This is a genomic window from Niveibacterium umoris (assembly GCF_014197015.1).
Taxonomy (GTDB): domain Bacteria; phylum Pseudomonadota; class Gammaproteobacteria; order Burkholderiales; family Rhodocyclaceae; genus Niveibacterium; species Niveibacterium umoris.
The window spans coordinates 162,964-185,656 of record NZ_JACIET010000003.1 but is presented as its reverse complement, the minus strand read 5'-3'; the positions used below and the strand labels follow the sequence as shown (position 1 = coordinate 185,656).

Genomic DNA, 22,693 nt, shown 5'->3' with positions numbered 1-22,693 from the left:
TCTCCACCGTCTCGTACACCGCTTCACAGGTTTTACTACCGCCGCGCACTTGTGCGGCTGCGGCGCGCCACTTCCGCGTGGTGACGTGCGCATTGACTGACCCACGACGCTACGATGGAGGGTGATATGGCAACAGCAAAGAGCACTGACAAGACCAAGAAAGCGGCGGCCCCCAAGGCAGCCGCGAAACCTGCGGCGAAGAAGGTAGTAGCCAAGCCCGCCGCGAAACCGGTGGCAAAGAAGGCCGCTGTCCCCAAGGCGGCAGCCAAACCGGCAGCGAAGAAGGTGACCGCCAAGGCGGCGACCAAGCCGGCGGCAAAGCCCGCCGCCAAGGCGGCCGCGAAACCCGCAGCGAAGGTTGCCGCCAAACCAGCCGCGAAACCCGCCGCCAAGAAGGCCGCCGTCACCAAACCGGCGGCCAAGAAGGCCACCGCAGCCAAACCCGCCGCCAAGGTGACGGAACGCAAGACCACTCTGGTGCATCCGACGCCTACCCGCGCGGTTGCGAAGACTGCGGCAAAGAAGACAACGGCCAAAGCTGCTCCTAAGGCTGCAGCCAAACCCGCTGCCAAGAAGACTGCAACCAAGGCGGCCACAAAACCGGCGGCCAAGCCCGCAGTGAAGAAGGCTGCGCCGAAGGCCGCCGCCAAGCCTGCGGCAAAGAAGGTCGCCGCCAAGGCCGCACCGAAGACCGCTGCGAAGCCAGCCGCGAAGAAGGCCGCACCGGCCAAGGCTGCTGCGAAGCCGGTCGCGAAGAAGGCTGCACCGAAAGCTGCTGCGAAGCCTGCAGCGAAGAAGGCCACGGCCGCCGTCGCCACAGTCAAGAAGGCTGTATCGAAGGCCGAGAAGGCTGTGAAGAAGACCGCGACTGCAAAGGTAACCGCAGCAAAAAAAGCCGTGGCGAAGGCTGAGAAGACCGTCAAGAAAGAGGCGGCAAAGAAAGTGACGGCAGCGAAGAAAGTCGTCGCCAAGGCTGAAAAAGCTGTCGAGAAAGTAGCGAAGAAAGCGGCGACGAAGGCTACCGCCGTGAAGAAGGCTGTCACAAAGGCTGTGGTCAAGGCCGAGAAGGTTGTCGCCAAGGCGGTTGAAAGCGCAGCGAAGCCTGCAGCGAAGAAGGCGCCGGCAAAGCCCGCTGCGAAGGCGGCGAAACCGGCGGCCAAGCCGGCCGCAAAGCCAGCTGCCAAGCCAGCCGCAAAAGCGCCTACGGCCAAACCGGCCGCTGAAGCGAAACCGGTTGAAGCCAAACCGGCAGAGGTGAAATCTGAGGCAACCAAGGCCGCGCCGAAGAAGAAGCCCGCCGCGAAGAAAGCCGCAGCCAAACCGGCGACGCCTGCAGCGGCGCCTGCTGCTCCGGCGGCCGAGGCGCCCAAGGCTGAAGCTGAAGCCAAGACCGATGCGGCAGCACCTGCCGCAAAGCCAGCGGATGCGCCGGCCGCCGCTGACGCGAAACCCTCGACCGCAGCAACTCCGGGGCTGAAGTCGTCGTTGAATCCGACTGCCGCGTGGCCGTTCCCGACAGGCTCACGCCCGTCCTGATCAGGTCAGCAAAGCGATCGACGAAGGCACGTGCTTGCACGTGCCTTTTTTCTTGGGATTGCGCGTGATGCCGGCCGCCAAGCCGCCACCACCAAGGCTCTATGAATATCCAAACGGCATTGTTGTTGCAGTGCAACGATTCCGGGTGGGATTGACAAATCCTATTGGAATCAATACACTGCGCCTCGTCTGGTTGCGATCGATATATCGCAGTAGTTCATTCAGAGAAGCGAACAGACCGCCAGCTTCTGTTTCGTTCCTGGTAATTCTTGGTGTTTCTTAGTCGGTGCATCGTCTGGTTGCGGCGGTACACCTCGATCGACCCTTGACCACTTTGCGCGGTATCGCCCGTGCGCTGACAGACCAGTTTTCCGCATGACCCAGGGATTTGTTCTTGGGCGTAAGGAATGTCGCGTGTCTGTTCAGACCGTTCAGGCGAATATGCCGTCAGAGCCTCAGAGGAGGAATGATGATCTACGCAACTCGCGTCGCAGCAGCTGCTCGGCACGTTGGTTCCTTTGTTCTGCACTTCGCCCACGGAAGTCTGCTCGTCGCAGGGCTCGTGGTAACAGTGATTCTCGGCGTACGCGTATTCGACCAGGGCCTGGGCGGCTTGCCGCTGCAGAGTCTGTTCGGACGTGCCGAGGCAGCAGTTGCCGCCGAGGACAGCCTGTCCCCGGCTGATCTGGCAACCGTTGAGCAGGACACGGCACTGGTGGATCCGGATCACCCGGATCAGCTCTCGCCGGAAATGGAACGCGTGACCGACTACCTTGCCCGTCGTTATCGTGTCGCCCGTGCTGCAGTAGAACCACTGATTGTTGCCGCACAGAAAGCGGGCCATTCAGTCGGCATTGATCCGCTGCTGATCGTTGCTGTCGTCGGCATCGAGTCGAGCTTCAATCCGTTTGCCGAAAGTGCAGTGGGTGCTCAGGGTCTGATGCAGGTGGTGCCACGTTTCCACCAGGACAAATTCGACGAGAAGGCCGGTGCTGCACCGCTGCTTGATCCCACCGAGAACATCCGTGTCGGCGCACAGGTGTTGAAGGAATACATTCGCCGCAATGGCTCGCTGATGGCGGGTCTGCAGCAATACGGCGGCGCGGCTGATGACCCGACTGAAGGCTACGCCAACAAGGTGATCGCCGAGAAGCAACGCCTGCAACTGGCGATGCGTCAGGGCGCCAAGCTGGCGTCCGCCCGCTGATTCAGACGCTTCACTCGCAGGGCCGGCGCCAAGCCGGCCCTTTTCATTTCTACCCGGCCAGAACGCGCGCCATGCGCCCGATCGCTTCGGTGATACGCGCTTCGTCCGTGGTGTAGGCGAAACGCAGCCAGCGGTCCGGAGATTGGGCGCCAAAATCCCTGCCCGGAGTGACCGCAACGCCAGCCTCTTCGAGCAGGCGGTGCGCAAGCGCGAAACTGTCAGTGCTCAAACCGCCGACGTCCGCGTAGACGTAGAACGCGCCCGCTGGGCGGGCAGGGATGTCGAAACCGAGTGCCAGCAGACCGTCTATCAGCACTTCTCGACGTCGCGCAAACGCCGCACGACGCGATTCGAGAATCGCGATGCACTCCGGCGCGAAGGCCGCCAGTGCGGCGTGTTGCGCAGGGGTCGATGGGCTGATGAAGAAGTGCTGCGCGAGCTTCTCGATTTCCCGCACGTAAGCCTTGGGCGCCACCAGCCACCCCAGTCGCCACCCGGTCATGCCGAAATACTTCGAGAAGCTGTTGATGACGAATGTGGGGGTGCCACCACCAAGCGCGGTGTGCGGCGGGGTGTCGTATGTGAGCCCCTGGTAGATCTCGTCCACGATCAGCGCGCCCTTGCGCGCACCGACGAACTGCGCGATCTGGTCAAGCGTCGAGGTGTCGATCACGGTCCCGGTCGGATTGGAGGGGCTCGCGACGATGATGCCTCGCGTATCGGGCGTCCAGGCGCCTTCGACCTGTGCGAGCGTTGGCTGAAAAGCAGCGGCAGCGGTGACCGGCAGTGCCGTCGGCACTCCCTCGAACGCGCGCACGAAGTGCCGGTTGCAAGGGTAACCGGGGTCGGGTAACAGCCACGCATCGCCGGGCTCCGTCAGCGCGGCAAGGGCCAGTAGCAGGGCGCCCGATGCGCCAGCGGTAACGACGATGCGTTCGGTTTCAATCGTGACGCCGAAGCGCCTGGCGTAGTGCGCCGCAATGGCCTCGCGCAAGGCTGGCAGGCCGAGCGCTGGCGTGTAACGGACGTAGCCTTGATCAAGAAAGGCTTGCGCCGCGGCGATGACGGGCGGGGGCGTCGGAAAGTCCGGCTCGCCGACCTCCATGTGGATGATGTCGCGTCCCTGAGCCTCCAGCGCGTGGGCGCGCGCGAGCAATTCCATGACGTGGAAAGGTTCGATGTCGCGTGCGCGGCGCGCGAGCGGCCCGGCGCAAAGTGAATGGGTGTATTCCGACATGGCGACACTTTACGCCCGGCAGAGGCGGAAATGAAAAGCGCCACCCGAGGGCGGCGCTCGTGACAGTCAGGGACTGTGGCTCAGCGGCCGATGGCTTCTTCGAACAGCTCGCGCTGCAGCGCCAGGGTGCGTGGCAGGCGTTTGCCCAGCTTGTCGAACCATTCCTTGTGCAGGGCAAGCTCGCTGCGCCAGGCTTGAGCGTCGATCGCTGTAAGCGCTTCGAATTCTTCGCGGCCGATGCCCATGCCGGACCATTCGATGTCCTCGAACTTGGGCATCCAGCCGAGCGCGGTTTCACGCGCGCCAACTTCGCCTCGTGAGCGCTCGACGATCCACTTGAGCACGCGCATGTTGTCGCCGAAGCCTGGCCACATGAAATCGCCGCTTTCGTTCATGCGGAACCAGTTCACGCAGAACACCTTCGGTGTGTGCTCGACCGTATGGCCGATCTTCAGCCAATGGTTGAAGTAATCGCCCATGTGGTAACCGCAGAAGGGCAGCATCGCGAACGGATCGCGGCGCACCACGCCTTGCTGCCCGAAGGCCGCTGCGGTGGTCTCAGAGCCGAGTGTCGCCGCCATGTAGACGCCGAAATTCCAGTTGAAGGCCTGGTAGACCAGCGGCACGGTTGTCGCGCGGCGACCGCCGAACACGAAGGCAGAAATCGGCACGCCCGCCGGGTCTTCCCACTTCGCGTCGATCGACGGGCATTGGCCCGCCGGCGCGGTGAAGCGGGAGTTCGGATGCGCGGCTTTGCGACCGCAGTCTGGCGTCCAGTCTTGCCCGGTCCAGTCGATCAGGTGTGCGGGTACTTCCTTGCTCATGCCTTCCCACCACACGTCGCCATCGTCGGTTAGCGCGACGTTGGTGAAGATCACGTTGGCATGCAGGGTCGCCATCGCGTTACGGTTGGTCTTCTCGTTCGTGCCCGGCGCCACGCCGAAGTAGCCGGCCTCCGGGTTGATGGCGTAGAAGCGGCCATCGGGACCGGGCTTGATCCAGGCGATGTCGTCGCCAACCGTCGTGACCTTCCATCCGCCCAGACTCTCCGGCGGGATCAGCATGGCGAAATTGGTCTTGCCGCAGGCAGACGGAAACGCCGCCGCGACGTAGGTATTCTCGCCTTGCGGGTTTTCAACGCCAAGGATCAGCATGTGTTCGGCCAGCCAGCCTTCGTCGCGTGCCATCGTCGAGGCAATGCGCAGCGCGAAGCACTTCTTGCCGAGCAGTGCGTTGCCACCGTAGCCCGAGCCGTAGGACCAGATCTCACGGGTCTCGGGGAAGTGGCAGATGTACTTGGTGGTCGGGTTGCACGGCCAGCTGCTGTCTTTTTCGCCCGCTTGCAAGGGGGCGCCTATCGAGTGCAGGCACGGCACGAAATCGCCGTTGTCGCCAAGCACCTCATACACCGCACGACCCATGCGGGTCATGATCCGCATGTTCACCACCACGTAGGGCGAATCCGAAATTTCGACGCCGATCTGCGAGATCGGGCTGCCCAGAGGCCCCATCGAGAACGGAATCACGTACAGCGTGCGGCCACGCATGCAGCCGTGGAACAGTTCGGTCAGCGTGGCCTTCATCTTGGCCGGCGACTCCCAGTTGTTGGTGGGGCCGGCGTCATGCGGATCGGTGGTGCAGATGTAGGTGCGGTCTTCGACGCGCGCCACGTCCGAAGGGTCGGAGCGTGCCAGGAAGGAGTTCGGGCGCTTTTCCGGATTGAGGCGGATCATCTGGCCGGCTGCGACCATTTCTTCACACAGCCGTGCGGATTCTTCCTCGGAGCCATCGCACCAGACAACGCGATCAGGCAGGGTGAGGGCGGCGACTTCTGCCACCCACTGTTTGAGACGCGCGTGGCGGACATATTCCGGAGCGGAAGTGAGCGCCGCTTCGGGCAAACGTGTGGTCATGATTCTCTCCTGGTTACCACGAATTCGAACGCACGCAGATACCCCGCGGACGAGTACCGCACGTGGCCCAGCGTCGGTGGGAGGAGAGAAACGACGCCGCAGCATTCGCACCAAGAGCTTTTCTTCTTGGCTGGCGCGAACCAAAATCCTGAGTCTTATAGAAGTCTATGCCCCCGGCACAGGCAGCACAACTAAGGACTTATCCCAAGGTCGCATGCAGCGAGTATCCTGCCGCGAGTTTGAAAGTAGCCGGACGCACGGGGGCGTTGCGTTTCATGGCACGACTTGATCGGGGAGAGCATGGACAAGCGTTTTGAGGCTGCAGCGCTGGAATACCACCGCGCGGGCAAGCCGGGGAAGATAGCCGTCACGCCGACAAAGGCGCTGACCAACCAGCAGGATCTGTCGCTCGCGTATTCGCCAGGGGTGGCCGCAGCGTGCAATGCGATCGTCGCAGATCCGGCAGAGGCGGGCACGCTGACCGCGCGCGCCAACCTCATCGCCGTCGTCACCAATGGCACCGCCGTGCTGGGGCTCGGCAACATCGGGCCGCTCGCCGCGAAGCCGGTGATGGAGGGCAAGGCGGTGCTGTTCAAGAAGTTCGCCGGGATCGATGTATTCGATCTGGAGTTCCAGCAGCCCGATCCGGACAAGCTGATCGAGACCATCGCCTCGCTGGAGCCCACATTCGGCGGCATCAACCTTGAAGACATCAAGGCGCCCGAGTGTTTCTACATCGAGCGCGAACTGCGCAAGCGGATGAACATCCCGGTCTTCCACGACGACCAGCATGGCACCGCGATCGTGGTCGGCGCCGCCTTGCTCAACGGCTTGCACCTGCTTGGCAAGGATTTGTCACAGATCAAGCTTGTGACCTCTGGCGCCGGCGCGGCGGCGCTCGCTTGCCTCGACCTGCTGGTGATGCTCGGCATACCGGTCGAGCACATCTGGGTCACCGACATCGAAGGCGTGGTCTATGAGGGGCGACCGGTGCTGATGGACCCGGTCAAGGACCGCTTTGCCAAGAAGACGGATGCCCGCACGCTCGCCGACGTCATCGAAGGGGCCGATGTTTTTCTCGGCCTGTCTGCCGGTGGGGTGCTGAAGCCCGAGATGGTCGCAAGGATGGCGCCCAATCCGGTGATTCTCGCGCTGGCGAATCCGACGCCGGAGATCCTGCCGGAACAGGTCAAGGCGGTGCGCGACGACGCGATCATCGCCACCGGGCGGTCGGACTACCCGAACCAGGTGAACAACGTGCTGTGCTTCCCGTTCATCTTCCGCGGTGCGCTGGATGTCGGCGCGACCACCATCACCGACGAGATGAAGCTTGCTGCCGTGCGGGCCATCGCCGAACTCACGCGCGCCGAACAGAGCGACGTCGTCGCCGCCGCGTATGGCGAGGGCATCGCGAGCTTTGGCCCAGAGTACATCATCCCCAAGCCCTTCGATCCGCGCCTGATCGTCAAGATCGCGCCGGCGGTGGCCCAGGCGGCGATGGATTCGGGCGTGGCGACGCGGCCGATCACCGATTGGGAGGCGTACCGGCAGGGGCTCAACAATTTCGTCTGGCAGTCCGGCCTGATCATGAAGCCGGTGTTCGCCGCGGCCAAACGCGCGCCCAAGCGCATCATCTTCGCTGAGGGCGAATCCGAGCGGGTGCTGCGCGCGGTTCAGACGGTGGTGGACGAGGGGCTGGCAAGGCCGATCCTGATCGGTCGCCCCGAGGTCATCACGCGCTACATCGAGCGCTTCGGTCTGCGCCTGCGGCCGGAACTCGACTTCGAGATGGTCAATCAGGACGACGACCCGCGCTACCGCGAGCTGTGGACGCACTACCACGCGCTGATGGAGCGGCGTGGCGTCTCGGTCGAATACGCGCGGCGCGAAGTGCGGCGGCGCGCGACCTTGATCGGCGCATTGATGCTCAAGTTCGGCTATGCCGACGGCTTGATATGCGGCACGTCGGGTCTGCACCAGCTGCACCTGAAGTTCGTGGAAACCGTGCTGGGGCGCGCCAAGGGGGTGGGCAGCTGTTATGCCATGAACCTGCTGGCCTTGCCCGGCCGCACCGTGTTCCTGTGCGATACCTACGTCAATTACGACCCCACGGTCGAGCAACTCGTCGAGATGACCTGCCTCGCCGCGGAAGAAGTGCGCCGCTTCGGTATCCAGCCGCGTGTGGCACTGCTGTCGCATTCGAGTTTCGGCACCGACGACACGCCCACTGCCGAGAAGATGCGCGCCGCGCTGGCGCTGCTCCACGAACGCCATCCGGAACTGCAGGTGGAGGGCGAAATGCATGGCGATGCGGCCCTTGACGCAAGCGTCCGGCTGCAGGTGTTTCCGAACGCGCGTATGCGCGACGATGCCAACCTGCTGATCTTCCCTACGCTGGACGCGGCGAACATTGCGTTCAACCTGCTCAAGACCGCGGCTGGCGACGGCATGACGGTGGGGCCGATCCTGCTGGGATCGGCAAAGCCGGTGCATATCCTCACGCCGACGGCCACCGTGCGGCGCATCGTGAACATGACCGCATTGACGGTGGTGGAGGCCGGCCACGCGCGCACCAAATAGCCTGCTCGGCGCTAAAGCTTTGTCAGATTCGTGCCGCAAACCCTGTCAGGGGCGATAGGGGGAAGATGCATGGAAGACCGTGCTGCACTCGTACTGACGGGTGGAGGCGCCAGAGCGGCATACCAGGTCGGCGTGTTGTGGGCGATCCGCGAACTGCGGGGGCGGCGCTCGGACAATCCATTCCCGATCCTGTGCGGGACTTCGGCCGGCGCGATCAACGCGGTGGCGCTTGCCTCCTACGCCGAAGACTTCGATCGCAGCGTGCGTCGCCTCGCCTGGATTTGGAGGCACTTTCACGCGCGGCACGTCTATCGGGCGGACAGCCTCGCCGTCGCCAAGTCGGCGCTCCTGTGGGGCGGCACGCTGCTATGGGGATGGCTGCTGCGGCGCGGCCCGCGCTCGCTGCTCGACAATCGGCCCCTGCGCGAGCTGCTCTCGTCAAAACTCGATTTCGACGGGATCGGGCGCGCGCTCGACTGCGGTGCGCTCTATGCGGTCAGCGTCACCTGCTCCGGCTACGCGACCGGCGAGAGCCTGACTTTCTATGAGGCGGCGCACCGGGTGCAACCCTGGCGCCGGGCTGCGCGGGTGGGTGTGCCGACGCGGCTCAACGTGGATCACCTGATGGCTTCGAGCGCGATCCCCTTCGTCTTCCCGGCCATCAAGATCAACCGTGAGTTCTTCGGTGATGGATCGATGCGCCAGCTCGCGCCGGTCTCGCCAGCCGTGCACCTTGGCGCCACGCGCATCCTCGTCGTCGGGGCCGGGCGAGCCAAGGATGAAACGCGTCGGGCGCGTGGAGACAAATACCCGTCGCCGGCGCAAATTGCCGGTCACGCGCTTTCGTCTATCTTCCTAGACGGTCTGGCGGTGGACCTTGAACGCCTTGAGCGCATCAATTCGACGGTTGCGAAGATTCCCGATCATTTGCGTGCCGAGCTGGGCATCAACCTCAAGCCCATTGAAACGCTGGTGATTTCGCCGTCGGAGCGCCTCGACCACCTTGCCGCGCGCCACTTCAAGGCACTCCCGCGCCCGATGCGGGTGATGCTGCGGGGCGTGGGTTCTGGTGGGCGTTCAGGGTCGACAGTGCTGTCGTATCTGTTGTTCGAGGCGTCTTATACGCGTGCCCTGATCGATCTGGGCTATCGTGACGCCATGATGAAACGCAACGATCTGATCCGCTTTCTGCGTCTGGATCCTGCTTCGGTGAAAAGCGAGTTTCGCGGCCATCGCAGTGGTTTCGGTGCCATGACCGCCGAACAGGATGCTGAGATTCAGTCTGAAATTGGTGCGCTATCCTCTTAATCCGCTTGAGAAATTGTTAGAATCTCGCTATGAAGAAAAGGCCGGTTTCGCTTACCAGCCGAATAAGGGGAAGCATGAAAAAGCCCAGAATGATTTACGCCTTGCTGGTTGCGGCCAGCATCGTGGGAACGCCCGCGTTCGCAGCACATTCGAAAGACGCATCGGCGAAAACGCCCACGCGCAAATCGACGGCTAAAGCGCACACCTCGTCGCGGCACCATGTCGTACATGCTTCGGTCAACAGCAAGAAGAGCAAACGCGTGAGCGTTGCCAAGGCGCTGTATCAGGATTCACGCACGTCGAAGGTGTCGCCGGTGCGCGCGACGTCGGTTTCGGTTGATCGTGACGGCAACCCTTTGCTGCATTCCAACGCATTCGTGGTGCAGGAACTGGGGACCGGCAAGGTGCTGCTCGAACGCAATGCCGAATCGGTGTTGCCGATTGCGTCGATCACCAAGTTGATGACCGCGATGGTGGTGCTCGATGCGAAGCTCTCGCTGTCTGAAACGCTGACCGTCACCGACGACGACACGGACAAGCTCAAGAACACCAGTTCGCGCCTGGTGGTGGGTACCGAACTGACGCGCGAGGAGATGATCCACGTCGCGCTGATGTCATCGGAAAACCGCGCCGCAGCAGCGCTAGGCCGGAACTACCCGGGCGGCATCAACGCTTTCGTATTCGCGATGAACCGCAAGGCGCAGGCGCTGGGTTTGAGCGAAACCTTCTTCCACGATTCGACCGGCCTCAACCCGCAAAACGTGTCTTCGGCGCGCGATCTCGCGAAGATGGTGGCTGCCGCCTCGCACTACCCGCTGATCCGGCAGTTCTCGACCGACGACGAAGAAACGTTGATGGTCCGCGGGCGGGAGCAGACCTTCCGCAACACCAACGCGCTGGTCAAGAGCCCGGACTGGCAGATCGGCGTTTCCAAGACCGGCTTCATCAACGAGGCCGGACGCTGCCTGGTGATGCAGGCCTGGCTCGCGGACAAGCCGATGGTGATCGTGCTGCTCGACTCGGTCGGCAAATTCACTCGTGTCGCAGATGCGCAGCGTGTCAAGCGTTGGGTCGAGAACCTTGTGGCGCATCAGGCTGGTGCGCATGTGCCTGCTGGCTGAGCCTGCGGGTCGGCAAAACGAAAAGCGCGCCTTACGGCGCGCTTTGTTTTTGTCGCAAGCGGATCAACGTCTTGGTGCTTTGTCGTTGCGCAGGGCGACGGTGCTCGATTCGGGTTTGAAGTATCCCAGCGTTGCGGAGATTTCGGCCGCGGTGTCGCGCACCAGCGGCGCCCAGTCGGGGTTGAAGCGATCGGCCGGGGTAGAGAGCGACAGCCCGGCAATCAGCTCGCCGGAATCGTCCCGTATGCCGGCGGCGATGCAGCGCACGCCGTTTTCGACCTCGTCCATGTCATAGGCGACGCCATGCCGACGCACCCGTTCGAGCTCTTTTTCGAGCGCCGCGAGGGTCGTGATCGAGGCTGGCGTCGAAGGTGGCAGGCCGGTGCGGCGCGCGTACTCGGCGATGCGCGCGTTGCTCTCTTCGGCGAGGAAGAGCTTGCCGGTCGCCGTGGTGTGCAAGGGGGCGCGTGCCCCGACGATGTGCACCACCCGCACTGCAGAGCGGCCGCTCGAGGTGCGCTCGACATACACGATGTCGTCGCCGTCGCGCATGCCAAGGTTGACGCTCTCTCCGGTCGCAAGGTGCAGCTTCTGCATCGACTCAACCGCCGAATCGCGCACCGAGATGCGCGACTTGACCACATTGCCCAACTGCAGCAGCCGGATGCCGAGGCGATACACGCCGGCATCGACGCGTTCGACAAAGCCGCGCGCGGTCATCGCCGCGAGAATGCGATGCGCGGTCGACGGGTGCAGGCCGGTTTCGCCTGCGAGTTGCTTGAGCGGAATCGGGTCCGGGTGCTTTGCCAGCGTATCGAGCAGATTCATCATCCGCTCGATCACCTGGATCGACGATGCTTTGGGTTCTTCGGCAGCCACTGCGACAACTTCTTTCTTTTGGAATACGGCGCATCATATTGCAATGCGGGATGTTTCGCAATGTGAAATATTGATACGTCCAGCGGGCTGCGATCTCGGTTTGGGCGTTTCCTGAGCTCTGAATGGAGCGCCTTCGGGGCGCGTTGCCTTCCATGGCGGCGCGTCCCTCGCGACGATTGTTTGACTTCGTCCCGCAAGCGATCCCGTGCAGCGGCTATGCTTGAACCAGGATCTGTTCAGGATGCAGGGGAGTCTCTTCATGACCGTGCCGCGCGTCGTCTCGCTCGAAACTGCCTCGCTTCCGGTAACGCTCAAGCGCCCGGCGGCGCCGCATGAATGGATCGATCATGCGACGACACCGGCCGACGAGGTCGTGGTGCGCCTTGCAGGCGCGCGCGTCGCGCTGGTGAACAAGACCGTGCTCAGTGCCGCGATACTCGAAAAGCTACCCGAGCTGCGCATGGTTTCGGTATCCGCGACGGGTACCGATAACGTCGACCTCGCGACCTGTCGCGCCCGCGGCATCGTTGTGAGCAATGTGCGTGGCTATGCCGCCGACACCGTGCCGGAGCACGCACTGATGTTGATGATGGCGCTGCGCCGCAACCTGCTGGCCTATGTCGATGACGTGCGCAGCGGGCGTTGGAGCCGCGCCGCGAGCTTCGGGCTTTTTGACCGGCCGGTGGCCGACCTGTGCGGAGCGACGCTGACGGTTGTCGGGCGCGGCTCGCTCGGTGATGGCCTGATCCGGCGGGCGGAAGCGCTCGGCATGCGGGTCGTGCTGGCCGAGCGCAAGGGCGCATCCCAGGTGCGCGACGGCTACATGGCGTTCCACGATGCGCTGCGCGTCGCCGATGTGGTGTCCTTGCACTGTCCGCTCAACGCCGAGACGCGCCTGCTGATGGGCGCGGCCGAATTTGCCTGCATGCAACCCACGGCGGTGCTGATCAATACCGCGCGGGGGGGGCTCGTGGACGAGCCGGCGCTCGCGGAAGCGCTGCGCAGCGGGCGCATCGCCGGGGCGGCGACAGACGTGCTGTCGCAGGAGCCTCCGCCGCCCGGGCATCCGCTGCTCGCGCCCGACATTCCCAACCTCATCATCACGCCGCACATGGCGTGGTCGTCGCGTGCAGCGATCCAGCGCCTGGCGGATAGCGCGGTCGACAACATCGATGCCTACCTGCGCGGCGAACCCATCAACCGGGTGGCCTGATGTCGCGGCCCTGGCACGCCAGTGCGGCCGACGAGTGCCTTGCGGCGTTCGAAGTCGATGCTGCGCGTGGCCTTGACGAGAACGAGGTTGCCCGCCGCATCGCCCGGGACGGCCCCAACCAGATCAGCGGGAAGCCGCCCGCCGGGCCGTTCGCGCGCTTCCTCACACAGCTGCGCGAGCCGCTGATCTACATCCTGCTGGCGGCCGGGGTATTGGCGCTGGCCCTGGGTGAATGGGTCGACGCCGGCGTGATTTTCCTCGTCGTGCTGATCAACGCGATCGTCGGGGCGGCGCAAGAGGTCCGCGCACAGGCCGCCATTGCGGCGCTGGCACGCCAGGTTGCGGCGCTCACCAGCGTTGTCAGGAATGGCGAGCGGACGCGCGTGGCGTCTTCCGCCCTGGTCGCGGGCGATATCGTCTTGCTCGATCCCGGCGACCGCGTGCCGGCCGATTTGCGGCTTGTGCGCGTGCGCGACCTCACGGTGGACGAGTCGATGCTCACCGGCGAGAGTCTGCCGGTGGCGAAGGCAGCGGACCCGGTTGCGGTCGAAGCTGCCCTCGGTGAGCGCTTGTGCATGGCCTACGCCGGCTCCCATGTGCTGCGGGGCAGGGCGCGAGGCGTGGTCGTCGCCACCGGCGGACGTACCGAGGTCGGTCACATTGCCGCGCTGATCGATGCCGCGCCGCTGCTGGCGACGCCGCTGACGCGGCGGCTTGCCGTGTTTTCCAATCTGATGCTGTGGATCATCGTCGTCCTTGCGGCGCTGACCTTTGGTGTCGGTCTTGCGCGCGGCGAAACCGTTCCAGACATGCTGATGGCGGCCGTTGCGCTGGCCGTCGGCGCGATCCCGGAAGGGCTGCCGGCAGCCCTGACGATCACGCTGGCAATCGGCGTCGGCCGCATGGCGCGCCGCGCGGCGGTGATCCGCCGCTTGCCCGCGGTCGAGGCGCTCGGCAGTGTGACCGTGATCTGTTCGGACAAGACCGGCACGCTGACGCAGAACCGCATGACGGTCACCGAGCTGCTCGTCGGCGGATTCGGCTACACGGTGGAGGGCGGCGGCTCGCCGAAGAGCGGGCGGATTCGGCCCGGCGCTGGCGCACCCGTCGCCAACGCGGCGCTGGCGCCGCTGCTGAGCGCCGGCATCCTCTGCAATGACGCGCAGATGCGCGTCGAAGGCGATGACTACGTCTTTTCCGGCGACCCGACCGAGTGGTCGCTGCTGCTCGCCGCCACGCGCGGCGGGCTCGATGTCGAAGGCTTGCGCGCATCCCACCCGCGGACCGACGAACTGCCTTTCGACGCACGCTACCAGTACATGGCGACCCTCAACCGCAACGGCGACGGGCAGCGCTTGTGGCTCAAGGGCGCGCTGGAGCGGGTGCTGGGGTGTTGCGACAGCGCGCTCGATGCCAATGGCGACCGCGTACCGATCGACAGCGGCGCCATCCATGCGGCGGCCGAGGCCATGGCAGCGCGCGGCATGCGGGTGCTTGCCTTCGCCTGCGGCCCTCACCCGGCCGACCGGATCGAGCGCGACGCGATCGGCAAGGGACTCGTGTTCCTTGGCCTCCAGGGCATGGTCGACCCGCCGCGAGATGAGGCGATGGCTGCCGTCGCGCGCTGCAAGGCGGCGGGCATTCGCGTAGTGATGATCACCGGCGATCACGCCACGACCGCGGCGGGGATTGCCGGCGCGCTGGGCATCGGCAGCGAAGACTCGGGCGTGATGACCGGACGCGAACTGGCGGCACTGGACGAAGCAGCGCTGGACGCAGCGGTAGGCCGGGTGTCGGTGTTCGCACGTGTCGAGCCGGAGCAGAAGCTGCGGCTGGTGGAAGCCTTGCAGGCACGCGGCGAGGTGGTCGCGATGACCGGCGATGGCGTCAACGATGCGCCGGCGCTGCGTCAGGCGGATATCGGCGTGGCCATGGGGCAGGGCGGCACCGATGTCGCGAAGGAGTCCGCCGACATGGTGCTGACTGACGACAATTTCGCCTCGATCGAAGCTGCGGTGGAAGAGGGGCGCGGCGTGTACGACAACCTGCTCAAGTTCATCGTATGGACGCTGCCGACCAACTTCGCCGAAGGGGTGGTGATCATGGTGGCCGTCCTCGCTGGCGTGGCATTGCCGATCACCCCGCTGCAGATCCTGTGGATCAACATGAGCACCGTGCTGCTGCTCGGCTTGCCGCTCGCCTTCGAGCCGATCGAGCGCGATGTCATGACGCGCCCGCCGCGCGCCCCGTCAGAGCCCATCCTGACGCGTGCGCTGACGGCACGGGTGGTGCTTGCCGGCAGCCTGCTGGTGGTCGGCGCATTCGGGCTGTTCGAACGTGAGCTGGCCGCCGGGCACAGCGTCGACTACGCCCGGACCGCGGCGGTCAACGTCTTCGTGTTCGGCGAGATGGCCTACCTGCTCAACTGCCGCTCGCTGCTGCACAGCTGGTGGAGTGTGGGCGTGTTCTCGAATCTCTCGCTGTGGGCCGGTATTGCCGGCATGGCCCTTCTGCAACTGGCCTTTACCTACGCACCGCTGATGCAGGCGGCCTTCGGCAGCGTCGCGATCGATGCCGCAAGCTGGGGTGACATCCTTTTGATCGGCGCTCTGGTGAATCTGATCGTCGGTGCGGAGAAACTGATCCGTCACCCCAAACGGCACCGCCAGCGGTGAGCGACCTCAGCCGGGCTCGAAGGCCTGCGTGACGCGTGCGCGGCTGCCGTTCTGCCCGTCGATGTCTTGCACCACCTGATTGGGCGCTTCGGCGGCGAGCAAGGCCGTTTGCGCGCGCGTGCTCAGATGCATGAACGAAAGCTCGCTCGGCGCGCGCTCCGCTGCGCTGAGCGATACCGTGTAGGCCACGCCACACTCGGTCTGCGACACGGTTTCTGCGCGCAGGCGAAGCCGTTCGGCAACCTGCATCGCACCGTCCAGCGCAGTGTCCGGCAGCACGATGCAGAACTCCGCGCTGCCAAGGCGTCCGAACAGGTCCTGGCGCTGCAGCGTGCTGGTCGCGAGTTCGGCAAGGTGCAAGAGCGCGCGTTCATCTTCGTGCGGGAGCCGCGGTTCCTGGCCTGCCGGTCGCTCGTCGATACGCAGCACCACGGCGCACAAGGGCCGCTCGCGCCGCTGGGCCCGCGCCAGCTCGCGTTGCCCAAGATCGAACAGGGTGCGGCGGTTGTAGGCACCGGTCTGCGGGTCGAGGGTGGCAAGGCGGTGGCTGTGCTCGCCCTCGCGTTCATAGTGAATCAGCACCATCGCGATGGTGCTTGCCAGCAGTGAAGCAATCAGCAGCAGCACATGGCTGGTGTCGATGCCGCTGCGCTGCGTCCCGGCCAGGATTGGCTGCATCACCGCGTGGATGCGGAAGGCGTAGGCCGCGGCCCCGAGCAGCAAGCTGCTCGCCAGCACCAGCCGTGCGCGGCGCGAAACACCCTGCACCGGGTGCAGGGCCGCAAAAGCGGCCGCGACGTAGAGCGCGACGCCGACGATCGCGTTGAGGAGCCGGCGCGAATCAGCGTCTTCGGTCTGGAACATTTGCGCCACCGTCAGCGCGGCGATCGGCAACACCAGCAGCCATGCCGGTGCGCGCCGCCCGCTCAGAGCGAGCACCGCTGTCAGCAGCAACATGACGCCGCCGTAAGTGCACAGCGCCGTGAGCGCGATGCTCAGGCGCAGCGGCAACTGTTTCTGCAGCATGAAGGCGGTGACGCCGATGCCGAAAAGCGCGAGGCCGGCCAGCCAGAGCCGCAGCGCCTCATGTCGCCGTAGGTTCTCGTTCGCCACCAGCAGGCCGGTCACCAGCGCCAGCGCCGTCAAAACGGTTGCAAACTGCATCGTGAAGGCGTCGAGCATCATGCGGCTTCGCCTGCGGGTGCGACGCGGTTGCGGCCGGCCTGCTTGGCCACAGCCAGCGAGGCCTCGGCGCGGGCCACCAAGGTCGCGGCGTCGCGTTCGCCCTGCTTGAGGCTGGCAGTGCCGATGCTCACGGTGTAGCGCACCATGTCTGGCCCGACATACTGTTTGGCAATGTGTTCGCGCAGTCGCTCTGCCAGTGTGTGTGCGCCACCTTGGGGCGTATCGGGGAGCAGGATCGCGATTTCCTCGTCACCGTAACGGGCGCACAGATCCTGGCCGCGCAGCAGCGCCTCGGTCTGTTGCGCGAGGTGGCGCAAGACGCGGTCGCCGGCCAGGCTGCCATAGGTCGCGTTGATTTGCCGGAAGTGGTCGGGATCGATGATGAGCACCGACAGCGGTTGTTCGCTGCGTTCGGCGCGCAGGACTTCGCGCGCGGCCTGGAGCATGAACGATCGCCGGTTGAACAGCTCGGTCAGGGCATCCCGGGTGGCGAGCTGATCCGCCGCGGCGCGCGCGCGGGCCTGGTGCATCAGTGCAATCCCGAGGTTGCTGAGAATCAGGTTGAGGTGGTTGAGCCACACGCCGGTCGCGTTGATCGGTTCGCTGACCGACAGATCGGGCAGGCGCTCGGGCGCAAATACGAGCTCCCCCAAGCGCAGCAGCATTGAAAAAGCGCCGAGCAGGAAACTCGCGCTGACCAGCCAGCGATAGTGTGCCTTGCCGTCTGCCGGCATGCGGACCAGCGGCCACGCGCAGAGCCCCAGCTGGAAAGCGAACACGGCGTTCGAGCAAAGTGCGCGCGCGGCAAAGTCGTCGACCCAGTGCGCGTGCTGGAGGCCCAGCAATACCGGCGGCAGGACCAGCGCGAGACGCGGCAGCCGTGCGTTGGCAAACGCCGCCATCGACGCGGCATACAAGGAAAAGCTCGCGGACAGCAGCACGATGCTGCTGACAATGACGGTCGGCGTGGGGGGCGTGTAGGCCATCCAGACAAACAGCGCGACTGCAATGGCCTGGCAGATCAAGGCCGAGAACCATTGGGTCTGTCCATCCTTCATGCGGCCGATCTGCATGGCGAGCAGCGTCAGTGCGAGCGCTACGCAGTCCAGGCACAGCACGGTGAGAAGGGTGGGAACGTCGATCATCGGGCAGCGGGCGTTGATTGCTTGGGGTTCATGGTGTCCAGGGCTAGACCAGGCCGCGACTGCGCAACTCAGCTTTGATGAAGGCATAGAACACTGGCGCAGCGATCAGGCCGGCAAGCCCGAAGGCCGATTCGAACACCAGCATCGCGATCAGCAGTTCCCAGGCGCGTGCATCGATGTGGCCGCCGACGATGCGCGCGTTCAGGAAATACTCCAGCTTGTGCACGACGATCAGGAACACCAGTGCGGCGGCCGCGATCTGCACCGAGATCGACAGCGCGATGAACGTGATCAGCGTGTTCGACACCAGATTCCCGATCACTGGCAGCAGGCCGGCAAAGAAGGTGATCGCGATCATCGTCTTGACCAGCGGCAGATGTACGCCGAACAGGGGCAAGACCAGCAGCAGGAAGACCGCCGTCAGCGTCGTGTTGATCGCCGAGATCCAGAACTGGGCGAACACCACGCGCCGGAAGGCTTGCGCCAGACGCATCGCGCAGCCGCGCAGCGCCGTCGCCAGGGGGCCGCTGGCGTGATTGGGCTGGACTTCGTGAAGCGCGAGCATCGCGCCGATCACCATGCCCAGCAACGCCTTGACGAAGCCGCGGCCGAACGCGGCGCCGGTGGTCTGCAATTGTTTCGCATGCGTTGAAAGCCAGGCGCCAATGCTGTGCTCCAGCGCGTCCGGGTCGGCCGGAAGGTAATTGATCAACCAGGGCGGCAATACGGTACGCACGTCTTCGAGCAGCAAGGAGAGCTTGCCGAAGAGTCCGGCGGCGCTGCCGACTTCCTGCCCCAGCACGCGCGCAACGGCAATGACGGTACCCACCAGCGCTGCGACCACGATGATCGAAAGCAAGGTGACCACGACGAGCTTGGCGCGCTGGTTCGGAATCGCGCGCGCAAAGAAAGGGCTGATCAGGGCGACCAGTTCGAAGACGAGCAGCCCGGCGAGCAGGGGGGGCACAAGATGCAGCAGGAGCACCGAGATGAGCGCAGCGCCGGTAAGCAGCCAAGCGGCAATCTCGACGCCAGTGGTGGCGCGACGGGGTGAGGGCATCTAGCGGCAATGAGAAGACGATGCGCTGACTATCGCGCGGAACGCGCTGCCTCCGCAAGCCCGCAGCGGCAAGGCCAACACCGGCCCGGCCGCGAAGGGCATTTGCTGACGCCGTTGTGGCGCGGGCCTAGTGCGCCGGTTTGGCGTCAAGCCTTGCCGCCAGCCGTTCGAGCAACTGCAAATGCTCGAACTCTTCGAGAATCATGCTCTCGGCCAGTTCCCTTACGACCGGGTCAGGCGAGGTCAGGCTCACGTTCTGGTAGAAGCTGACGGCACGTCGCTCCGCACTCATGGCAATCTGGATCGCACCGATCGGACTCAGCGAGGCTTCGATCAAGGCCGCCGAATCGCCGGCGATGCTGAGCGGGGGCGGAACGCTGGCGCTGCTGATGGCCGGCATGCGGCAGCCGTCTGCGCAGCGCACCAGTTCTTGCGCATGGCCTTCTTCCTGACGCGCGATCTCGCGGAACAACTGCGCGGTTTCGGCGTTGCCAAGCGCCTCCATCCGCCCCGCGAAGTCGTTGTAGCAGGCGATCGCTTCGCGTTCTATGGCAATGGCGCGAGCATAAAACTCGGGTACCGACCGAACCGGTTGCAAGCTCATGAACGTTCTCCTCCAGCGCAATCTGGGGTGCGCGCTTCATTCAATCTAGACGCAGCGCAGCCAAGCGCGAATCGATCTGGATCAAATGCGGCGGGTGCGCGAGGGAATACCCCTAGCCGGCGCACCCGCGTTGGCGTTCGGCGCACTTGCTCTGCGCCAAGCACCGGCCGGTGACAAGGGCAAGCGCATCGGGCGCCCTAAATGAGAGGCGTCGTGAGATACTACGCGCGTAGCACGCCGGACCGCCTTCGAGCGCCGTCCGGCGTTTCCCTTTTCAGCAGGAGATTTCCCGTGAGCGAAGCGATCACCACGGCCAGCGGCCTCATCATCGAAGACGCCGTGCTCGGCACCGGCGCCGAGGCCAAGACCGGCGGTACCGTCACCGTGCATTACACCGGCTGGCTGACCGACGGCAGCAAATTCGATTCGAGCAAGGATCGCAATGATCCCTTCAGTTTTGACCTTGGACGCGGACAGGTCATCAGTGGCTGGGACGAAGGTGTCGCGGGCATGAAGGTCGGTGGTCGCCGCAAGCTGACGATTCCGCCGCAACTCGGTTACGGCGAGCGCGGTGCAGGGGGCGTGATTCCGCCCAACGCGACGCTGGTATTCGAAGTCGAGTTGCTCGACGTGGGCGGCGAACTGGTCATCGAAGACGTCATCTTCGGCACCGGCGCTGAAGCCAAACCGGGCCGAACGGTGGTGGTGCACTACACCGGGTGGCTGACTGACGGGACGAAGTTCGATTCCAGCAAGGATCGCGACGAACCGTTCAGCTTCCTGCTCGGTCGCGGCCAGGTGATTCGTGGCTGGGATGATGGCGTCGCCGGCATGAAGGTGGGTGGCAGCCGCAAGCTGACGATTCCGCCGCAACTCGGTTATGGCCGTCGTGGTGCGGGCGGTGTGATTCCGCCGAACGCGACGCTTGTGTTCGAAGTCGAATTGCTGGAGATCGCGTGAACAAGCCAAACAAGCCCAAAGCCGAACGGCCTTCACTGACCGGTACCCGTACCGGCCCGCGTGCACGCGCCGCGCTGGAGCGCGCTATTGCCGGAAAGCGCGCCGCCGCGAATGCGCCGCGCGATGCGTCCGGGCAAGGGGGTGACGAGCCTCGCCGCGCCCAGTCGGGCGATGGGGACTACCGCCGCCAGGGCGGCTGGGGCGATCGACCGCGCGGTGAGCCGCGTGGCGAACGCGGTGACACGCGCGAGCGGCCGGCACGTGCCGGCGACGCGCCGCGAGGCGGCCGTGACGGGCGCGATGCCCCGCGCGGGCCGCGCCGCGACGCAAACGAGGGGCCCCGCACCCCGCGCCGCGACTACCCGACCGACGACATCCGCCGCAGCGGCGGCGACGATTTCCGGCGTGGCGAAGGTGGCCCGCGCCGCAACGATGTCCGCCCCCGTTTCGAGCGTGATGATCGCCCGCCCCGTGCCGACAGCCGTGGGCCGGATGATCGCCCGCGTTATCAGGGAGATCGGCCCCGCTACGACGGCGATCGCCCGCGTGCGCCGTCGGATCGGCCGCGCTACGAAGGTGACCGGGCGCGCGCACCGTCCGACCGCCCGCGTTATGAGGGTGATCGCGCGCGTGCGCCATCCGACAGGCCGCGATACGAAGGCGAGCGCTCGCGCGACACCGGTGAGCGTCCGCGCTACCAGGGCGATCGGCCGCGTGGCGACGCGAATGCGCAAGGGCCGCGCGGTCGCGACGATGGTCGGCCGCGTGATCAGCGCCAGTGGGGTGATCGTCCGCTGCGCGGCGATGCTTCGTTTGCGCGTGACGAACGTCCGCGCCGCGAAGGCAGTTACAACCGCGATGAGCGACCGCGCGGGCCGGGTGGCTTCAATCGTGATGAAGCGCCGCGACGTGAAGGCTTTTCTGGCCGCGACGATCGGCCGCGCAGCGGTGGTTTCGACCGCACCGATCGACCACGCGAGGGTGGATTCAATCGCGACGACAGGCCGCGCGTAGGCGGCTATGGGCGCGAAGGGCAGCCACGCCGCGACGGCGGCAGCGGTTTTGCGCGGGACGAACGCCCGCGCCGTGGCGAGGGCGCTGGCGATGGCCGCGCCCCGGCCCGCGACACCCGCGGCGCGCCGCGTGGTGAGCGCCCGGCCTGGGGCGACCGGCCACCGCGCCCGGCAGGCGAACGCGGGCGTTACCCGCAGCCGCCGCGCGACGCGGGCATGGTGCCGCGCCCCCGTCGCCATGAAGTCGACGAGGATGACGAGGACGAAGAAGACGATCTGCCGCAGGGCGTGCGTATCTCCAAGCTGATGGCTGCGCGCGGCATCTGCTCGCGCCGTGAGGCCGACGAGTACATCGAGCGCGGCTGGGTTTTCGTCGATGGCGAGCGGGTCAAGGAACTGGGTCGGCGCGCCGAGCCAGACGCGAAGATCACGCTGGCGCCCGAGGCGGCAAAGCTGCAGGGCACCCGCATGACGATCCTGCTGCACAAGCCGGTCGGTTTTGTTTCCGGGCAGCCGGAAGACGACTATCCGCCGGCGGCCTCGCTGGTGACGCAGGCCAGCCAGTACCGGCCGGATGGCGGCCCGCTGCTCAAGCCGGCGCACTTCCACGGGCTGGCGCCGGCCGGGCGGCTGGACATCGATTCGACCGGGCTGCTGGTGCTGACGCAGGACGGACGCATCGCACGCCAGCTGATCGGCGAGGACTCGACGGTCGAAAAGGAGTACCTCGTCCGGGTCGAGGGCCAGTTGAGCGCGGAAGGGCTGGCCTTGCTGAACCACGGCCTCGAACTCGATGACAAGCAACTGCGCCCGGCCAAGGTGGAGTGGATCAACGAGGATCAGCTCCGCTTCGTGCTGCGCGAAGGGCGCAAGCGCCAGATCCGCCGGATGTGTGAGCTGGTCGGCCTTACCGTGACCGGGCTCAAGCGCATCCGTATCGGCAAGGTGGTGCTGGGCGATTTGCCGCTCGGGCAGTGGCGCTTTCTGCGCGAGGATGAATCCTTCGAGTAGTCGGCACAGTCAGTTATCGCAGGCGAGCGCGGCCCGGTGATCGGTA

At 65.4% G+C, this 22,693-nt stretch carries 17 protein-coding genes and 1 pseudogene; 9 read left to right on the top strand and 9 right to left on the bottom strand.

Annotated elements, in window-relative coordinates:
- Positions 1–35: 35 nt before the first annotated feature.
- Positions 36–1,319, bottom strand: a complete 1,284-nt coding sequence (locus tag GGR36_RS20180) for a hypothetical protein (RefSeq protein ID WP_183637784.1) — start codon at positions 1,317–1,319, stop codon at positions 36–38.
- Positions 1,320–2,005: 686 nt separating this feature from the next.
- Here GGR36_RS20180 and GGR36_RS20175 point away from each other — a divergent pair.
- On the top strand, positions 2,006–2,743 hold the full coding sequence (locus GGR36_RS20175; protein ID WP_183637781.1) for a transglycosylase SLT domain-containing protein: 738 nt from the start codon (positions 2,006–2,008) through the stop codon (positions 2,741–2,743).
- 49 nt (positions 2,744–2,792) lie between these two features.
- Here the strand turns inward: GGR36_RS20175 and GGR36_RS20170 are convergent, their stop codons facing one another.
- On the bottom strand, positions 2,793–3,980 hold the full coding sequence (locus tag GGR36_RS20170; RefSeq protein ID WP_183637768.1) for a pyridoxal phosphate-dependent aminotransferase: 1,188 nt from the start codon (positions 3,978–3,980) through the stop codon (positions 2,793–2,795).
- 80 nt (positions 3,981–4,060) lie between these two features.
- Positions 4,061–5,893: a phosphoenolpyruvate carboxykinase (GTP) gene (locus GGR36_RS20165; RefSeq protein WP_183637765.1), complete on the bottom strand. Its 1,833-nt coding sequence runs from the start codon at positions 5,891–5,893 to the stop codon at positions 4,061–4,063.
- Positions 5,894–6,193: 300 nt separating this feature from the next.
- On the opposite strand from GGR36_RS20165, the gene GGR36_RS20160 reads away from it, so the two are divergent.
- The 3 genes from GGR36_RS20160 (at position 6,194) to pbpG (ending at position 10,902) form a co-directional block, all read left to right on the top strand.
- Positions 6,194–8,473: an NADP-dependent malic enzyme gene (locus GGR36_RS20160; protein ID WP_183637762.1), complete on the top strand. Its 2,280-nt coding sequence runs from the start codon at positions 6,194–6,196 to the stop codon at positions 8,471–8,473.
- A 69-nt stretch (positions 8,474–8,542) separates the two neighbouring features.
- Positions 8,543–9,781: a patatin-like phospholipase family protein gene (locus GGR36_RS20155; protein WP_183637759.1), complete on the top strand. Its 1,239-nt coding sequence runs from the start codon at positions 8,543–8,545 to the stop codon at positions 9,779–9,781.
- A gap of 74 nt (positions 9,782–9,855) precedes the next feature.
- Complete coding sequence (gene pbpG / locus GGR36_RS20150; protein WP_183637757.1) at positions 9,856–10,902, top strand: D-alanyl-D-alanine endopeptidase; 1,047 nt, start codon at positions 9,856–9,858, stop codon at positions 10,900–10,902.
- Between the two features lie 63 nt (positions 10,903–10,965).
- Here pbpG and GGR36_RS20145 read toward each other — a convergent pair whose 3' ends face one another.
- Positions 10,966–11,733: an IclR family transcriptional regulator gene (locus GGR36_RS20145; protein ID WP_183637881.1), complete on the bottom strand. Its 768-nt coding sequence runs from the start codon at positions 11,731–11,733 to the stop codon at positions 10,966–10,968.
- A gap of 307 nt (positions 11,734–12,040) precedes the next feature.
- On the opposite strand from GGR36_RS20145, the gene GGR36_RS20140 reads away from it, so the two are divergent.
- Entirely contained in the window at positions 12,041–12,994 is a 954-nt protein-coding gene (locus GGR36_RS20140) for a D-2-hydroxyacid dehydrogenase (RefSeq protein WP_221229641.1), read from the top strand.
- A complete protein-coding gene (locus GGR36_RS22180) occupies positions 12,994–15,669 on the top strand; it encodes an HAD-IC family P-type ATPase (RefSeq protein WP_183637755.1) in 2,676 nt (891 codons plus the stop codon). Before GGR36_RS20140 ends, GGR36_RS22180 begins: the two co-directional genes overlap by 1 nt.
- A gap of 6 nt (positions 15,670–15,675) precedes the next feature.
- Here the strand turns inward: GGR36_RS22180 and GGR36_RS20130 are convergent, their stop codons facing one another.
- The 4 genes from GGR36_RS20130 to GGR36_RS20115 form a co-directional block, all read right to left on the bottom strand.
- On the bottom strand, positions 15,676–16,854 hold the full coding sequence (locus GGR36_RS20130; protein ID WP_183637752.1) for a GGDEF domain-containing protein: 1,179 nt from the start codon (positions 16,852–16,854) through the stop codon (positions 15,676–15,678).
- A complete protein-coding gene (locus GGR36_RS20125; RefSeq protein ID WP_183637749.1) occupies positions 16,851–17,999 on the bottom strand; it encodes a GGDEF domain-containing protein in 1,149 nt (382 codons plus the stop codon). The genes GGR36_RS20130 and GGR36_RS20125 overlap by 4 nt, the downstream gene beginning before the upstream one ends.
- 43 nt (positions 18,000–18,042) lie before the next feature.
- On the bottom strand, positions 18,043–19,059 hold the full coding sequence (locus GGR36_RS20120; RefSeq protein ID WP_183637746.1) for an AI-2E family transporter: 1,017 nt from the start codon (positions 19,057–19,059) through the stop codon (positions 18,043–18,045).
- Between the two features lie 127 nt (positions 19,060–19,186).
- Positions 19,187–19,663 carry a ferritin family protein gene (locus GGR36_RS20115; protein WP_183637743.1) on the bottom strand — a complete coding sequence of 159 codons (477 nt, stop codon included), beginning with the start codon at positions 19,661–19,663 and terminating at the stop codon, positions 19,187–19,189.
- A gap of 291 nt (positions 19,664–19,954) precedes the next feature.
- Here GGR36_RS20115 and GGR36_RS22005 point away from each other — a divergent pair.
- Positions 19,955–20,296: pseudogene (locus GGR36_RS22005) on the top strand (FKBP-type peptidyl-prolyl cis-trans isomerase); the annotation flags it as partial.
- Positions 20,285–20,623, top strand: coding sequence for an FKBP-type peptidyl-prolyl cis-trans isomerase (locus GGR36_RS21725; protein WP_242533471.1), 339 nt, complete (start codon positions 20,285–20,287; stop codon positions 20,621–20,623). The pseudogene GGR36_RS22005 and the gene GGR36_RS21725, both read left to right, overlap by 12 nt.
- A 32-nt stretch (positions 20,624–20,655) precedes the next feature.
- Here the strand turns inward: GGR36_RS21725 and GGR36_RS21720 are convergent, their stop codons facing one another.
- On the bottom strand, positions 20,656–21,876 hold the full coding sequence (locus GGR36_RS21720; protein ID WP_207064544.1) for a hypothetical protein: 1,221 nt from the start codon (positions 21,874–21,876) through the stop codon (positions 20,656–20,658).
- Between GGR36_RS21720 and GGR36_RS21715 the strand changes: the two genes are divergently transcribed.
- Positions 21,853–22,647, top strand: coding sequence for a pseudouridine synthase (locus GGR36_RS21715; protein ID WP_207064545.1), 795 nt, complete (start codon positions 21,853–21,855; stop codon positions 22,645–22,647). The two genes, GGR36_RS21720 and GGR36_RS21715, sit on opposite strands and share 24 nt — an antisense overlap.
- Positions 22,648–22,693 lie beyond the last annotated feature (46 nt).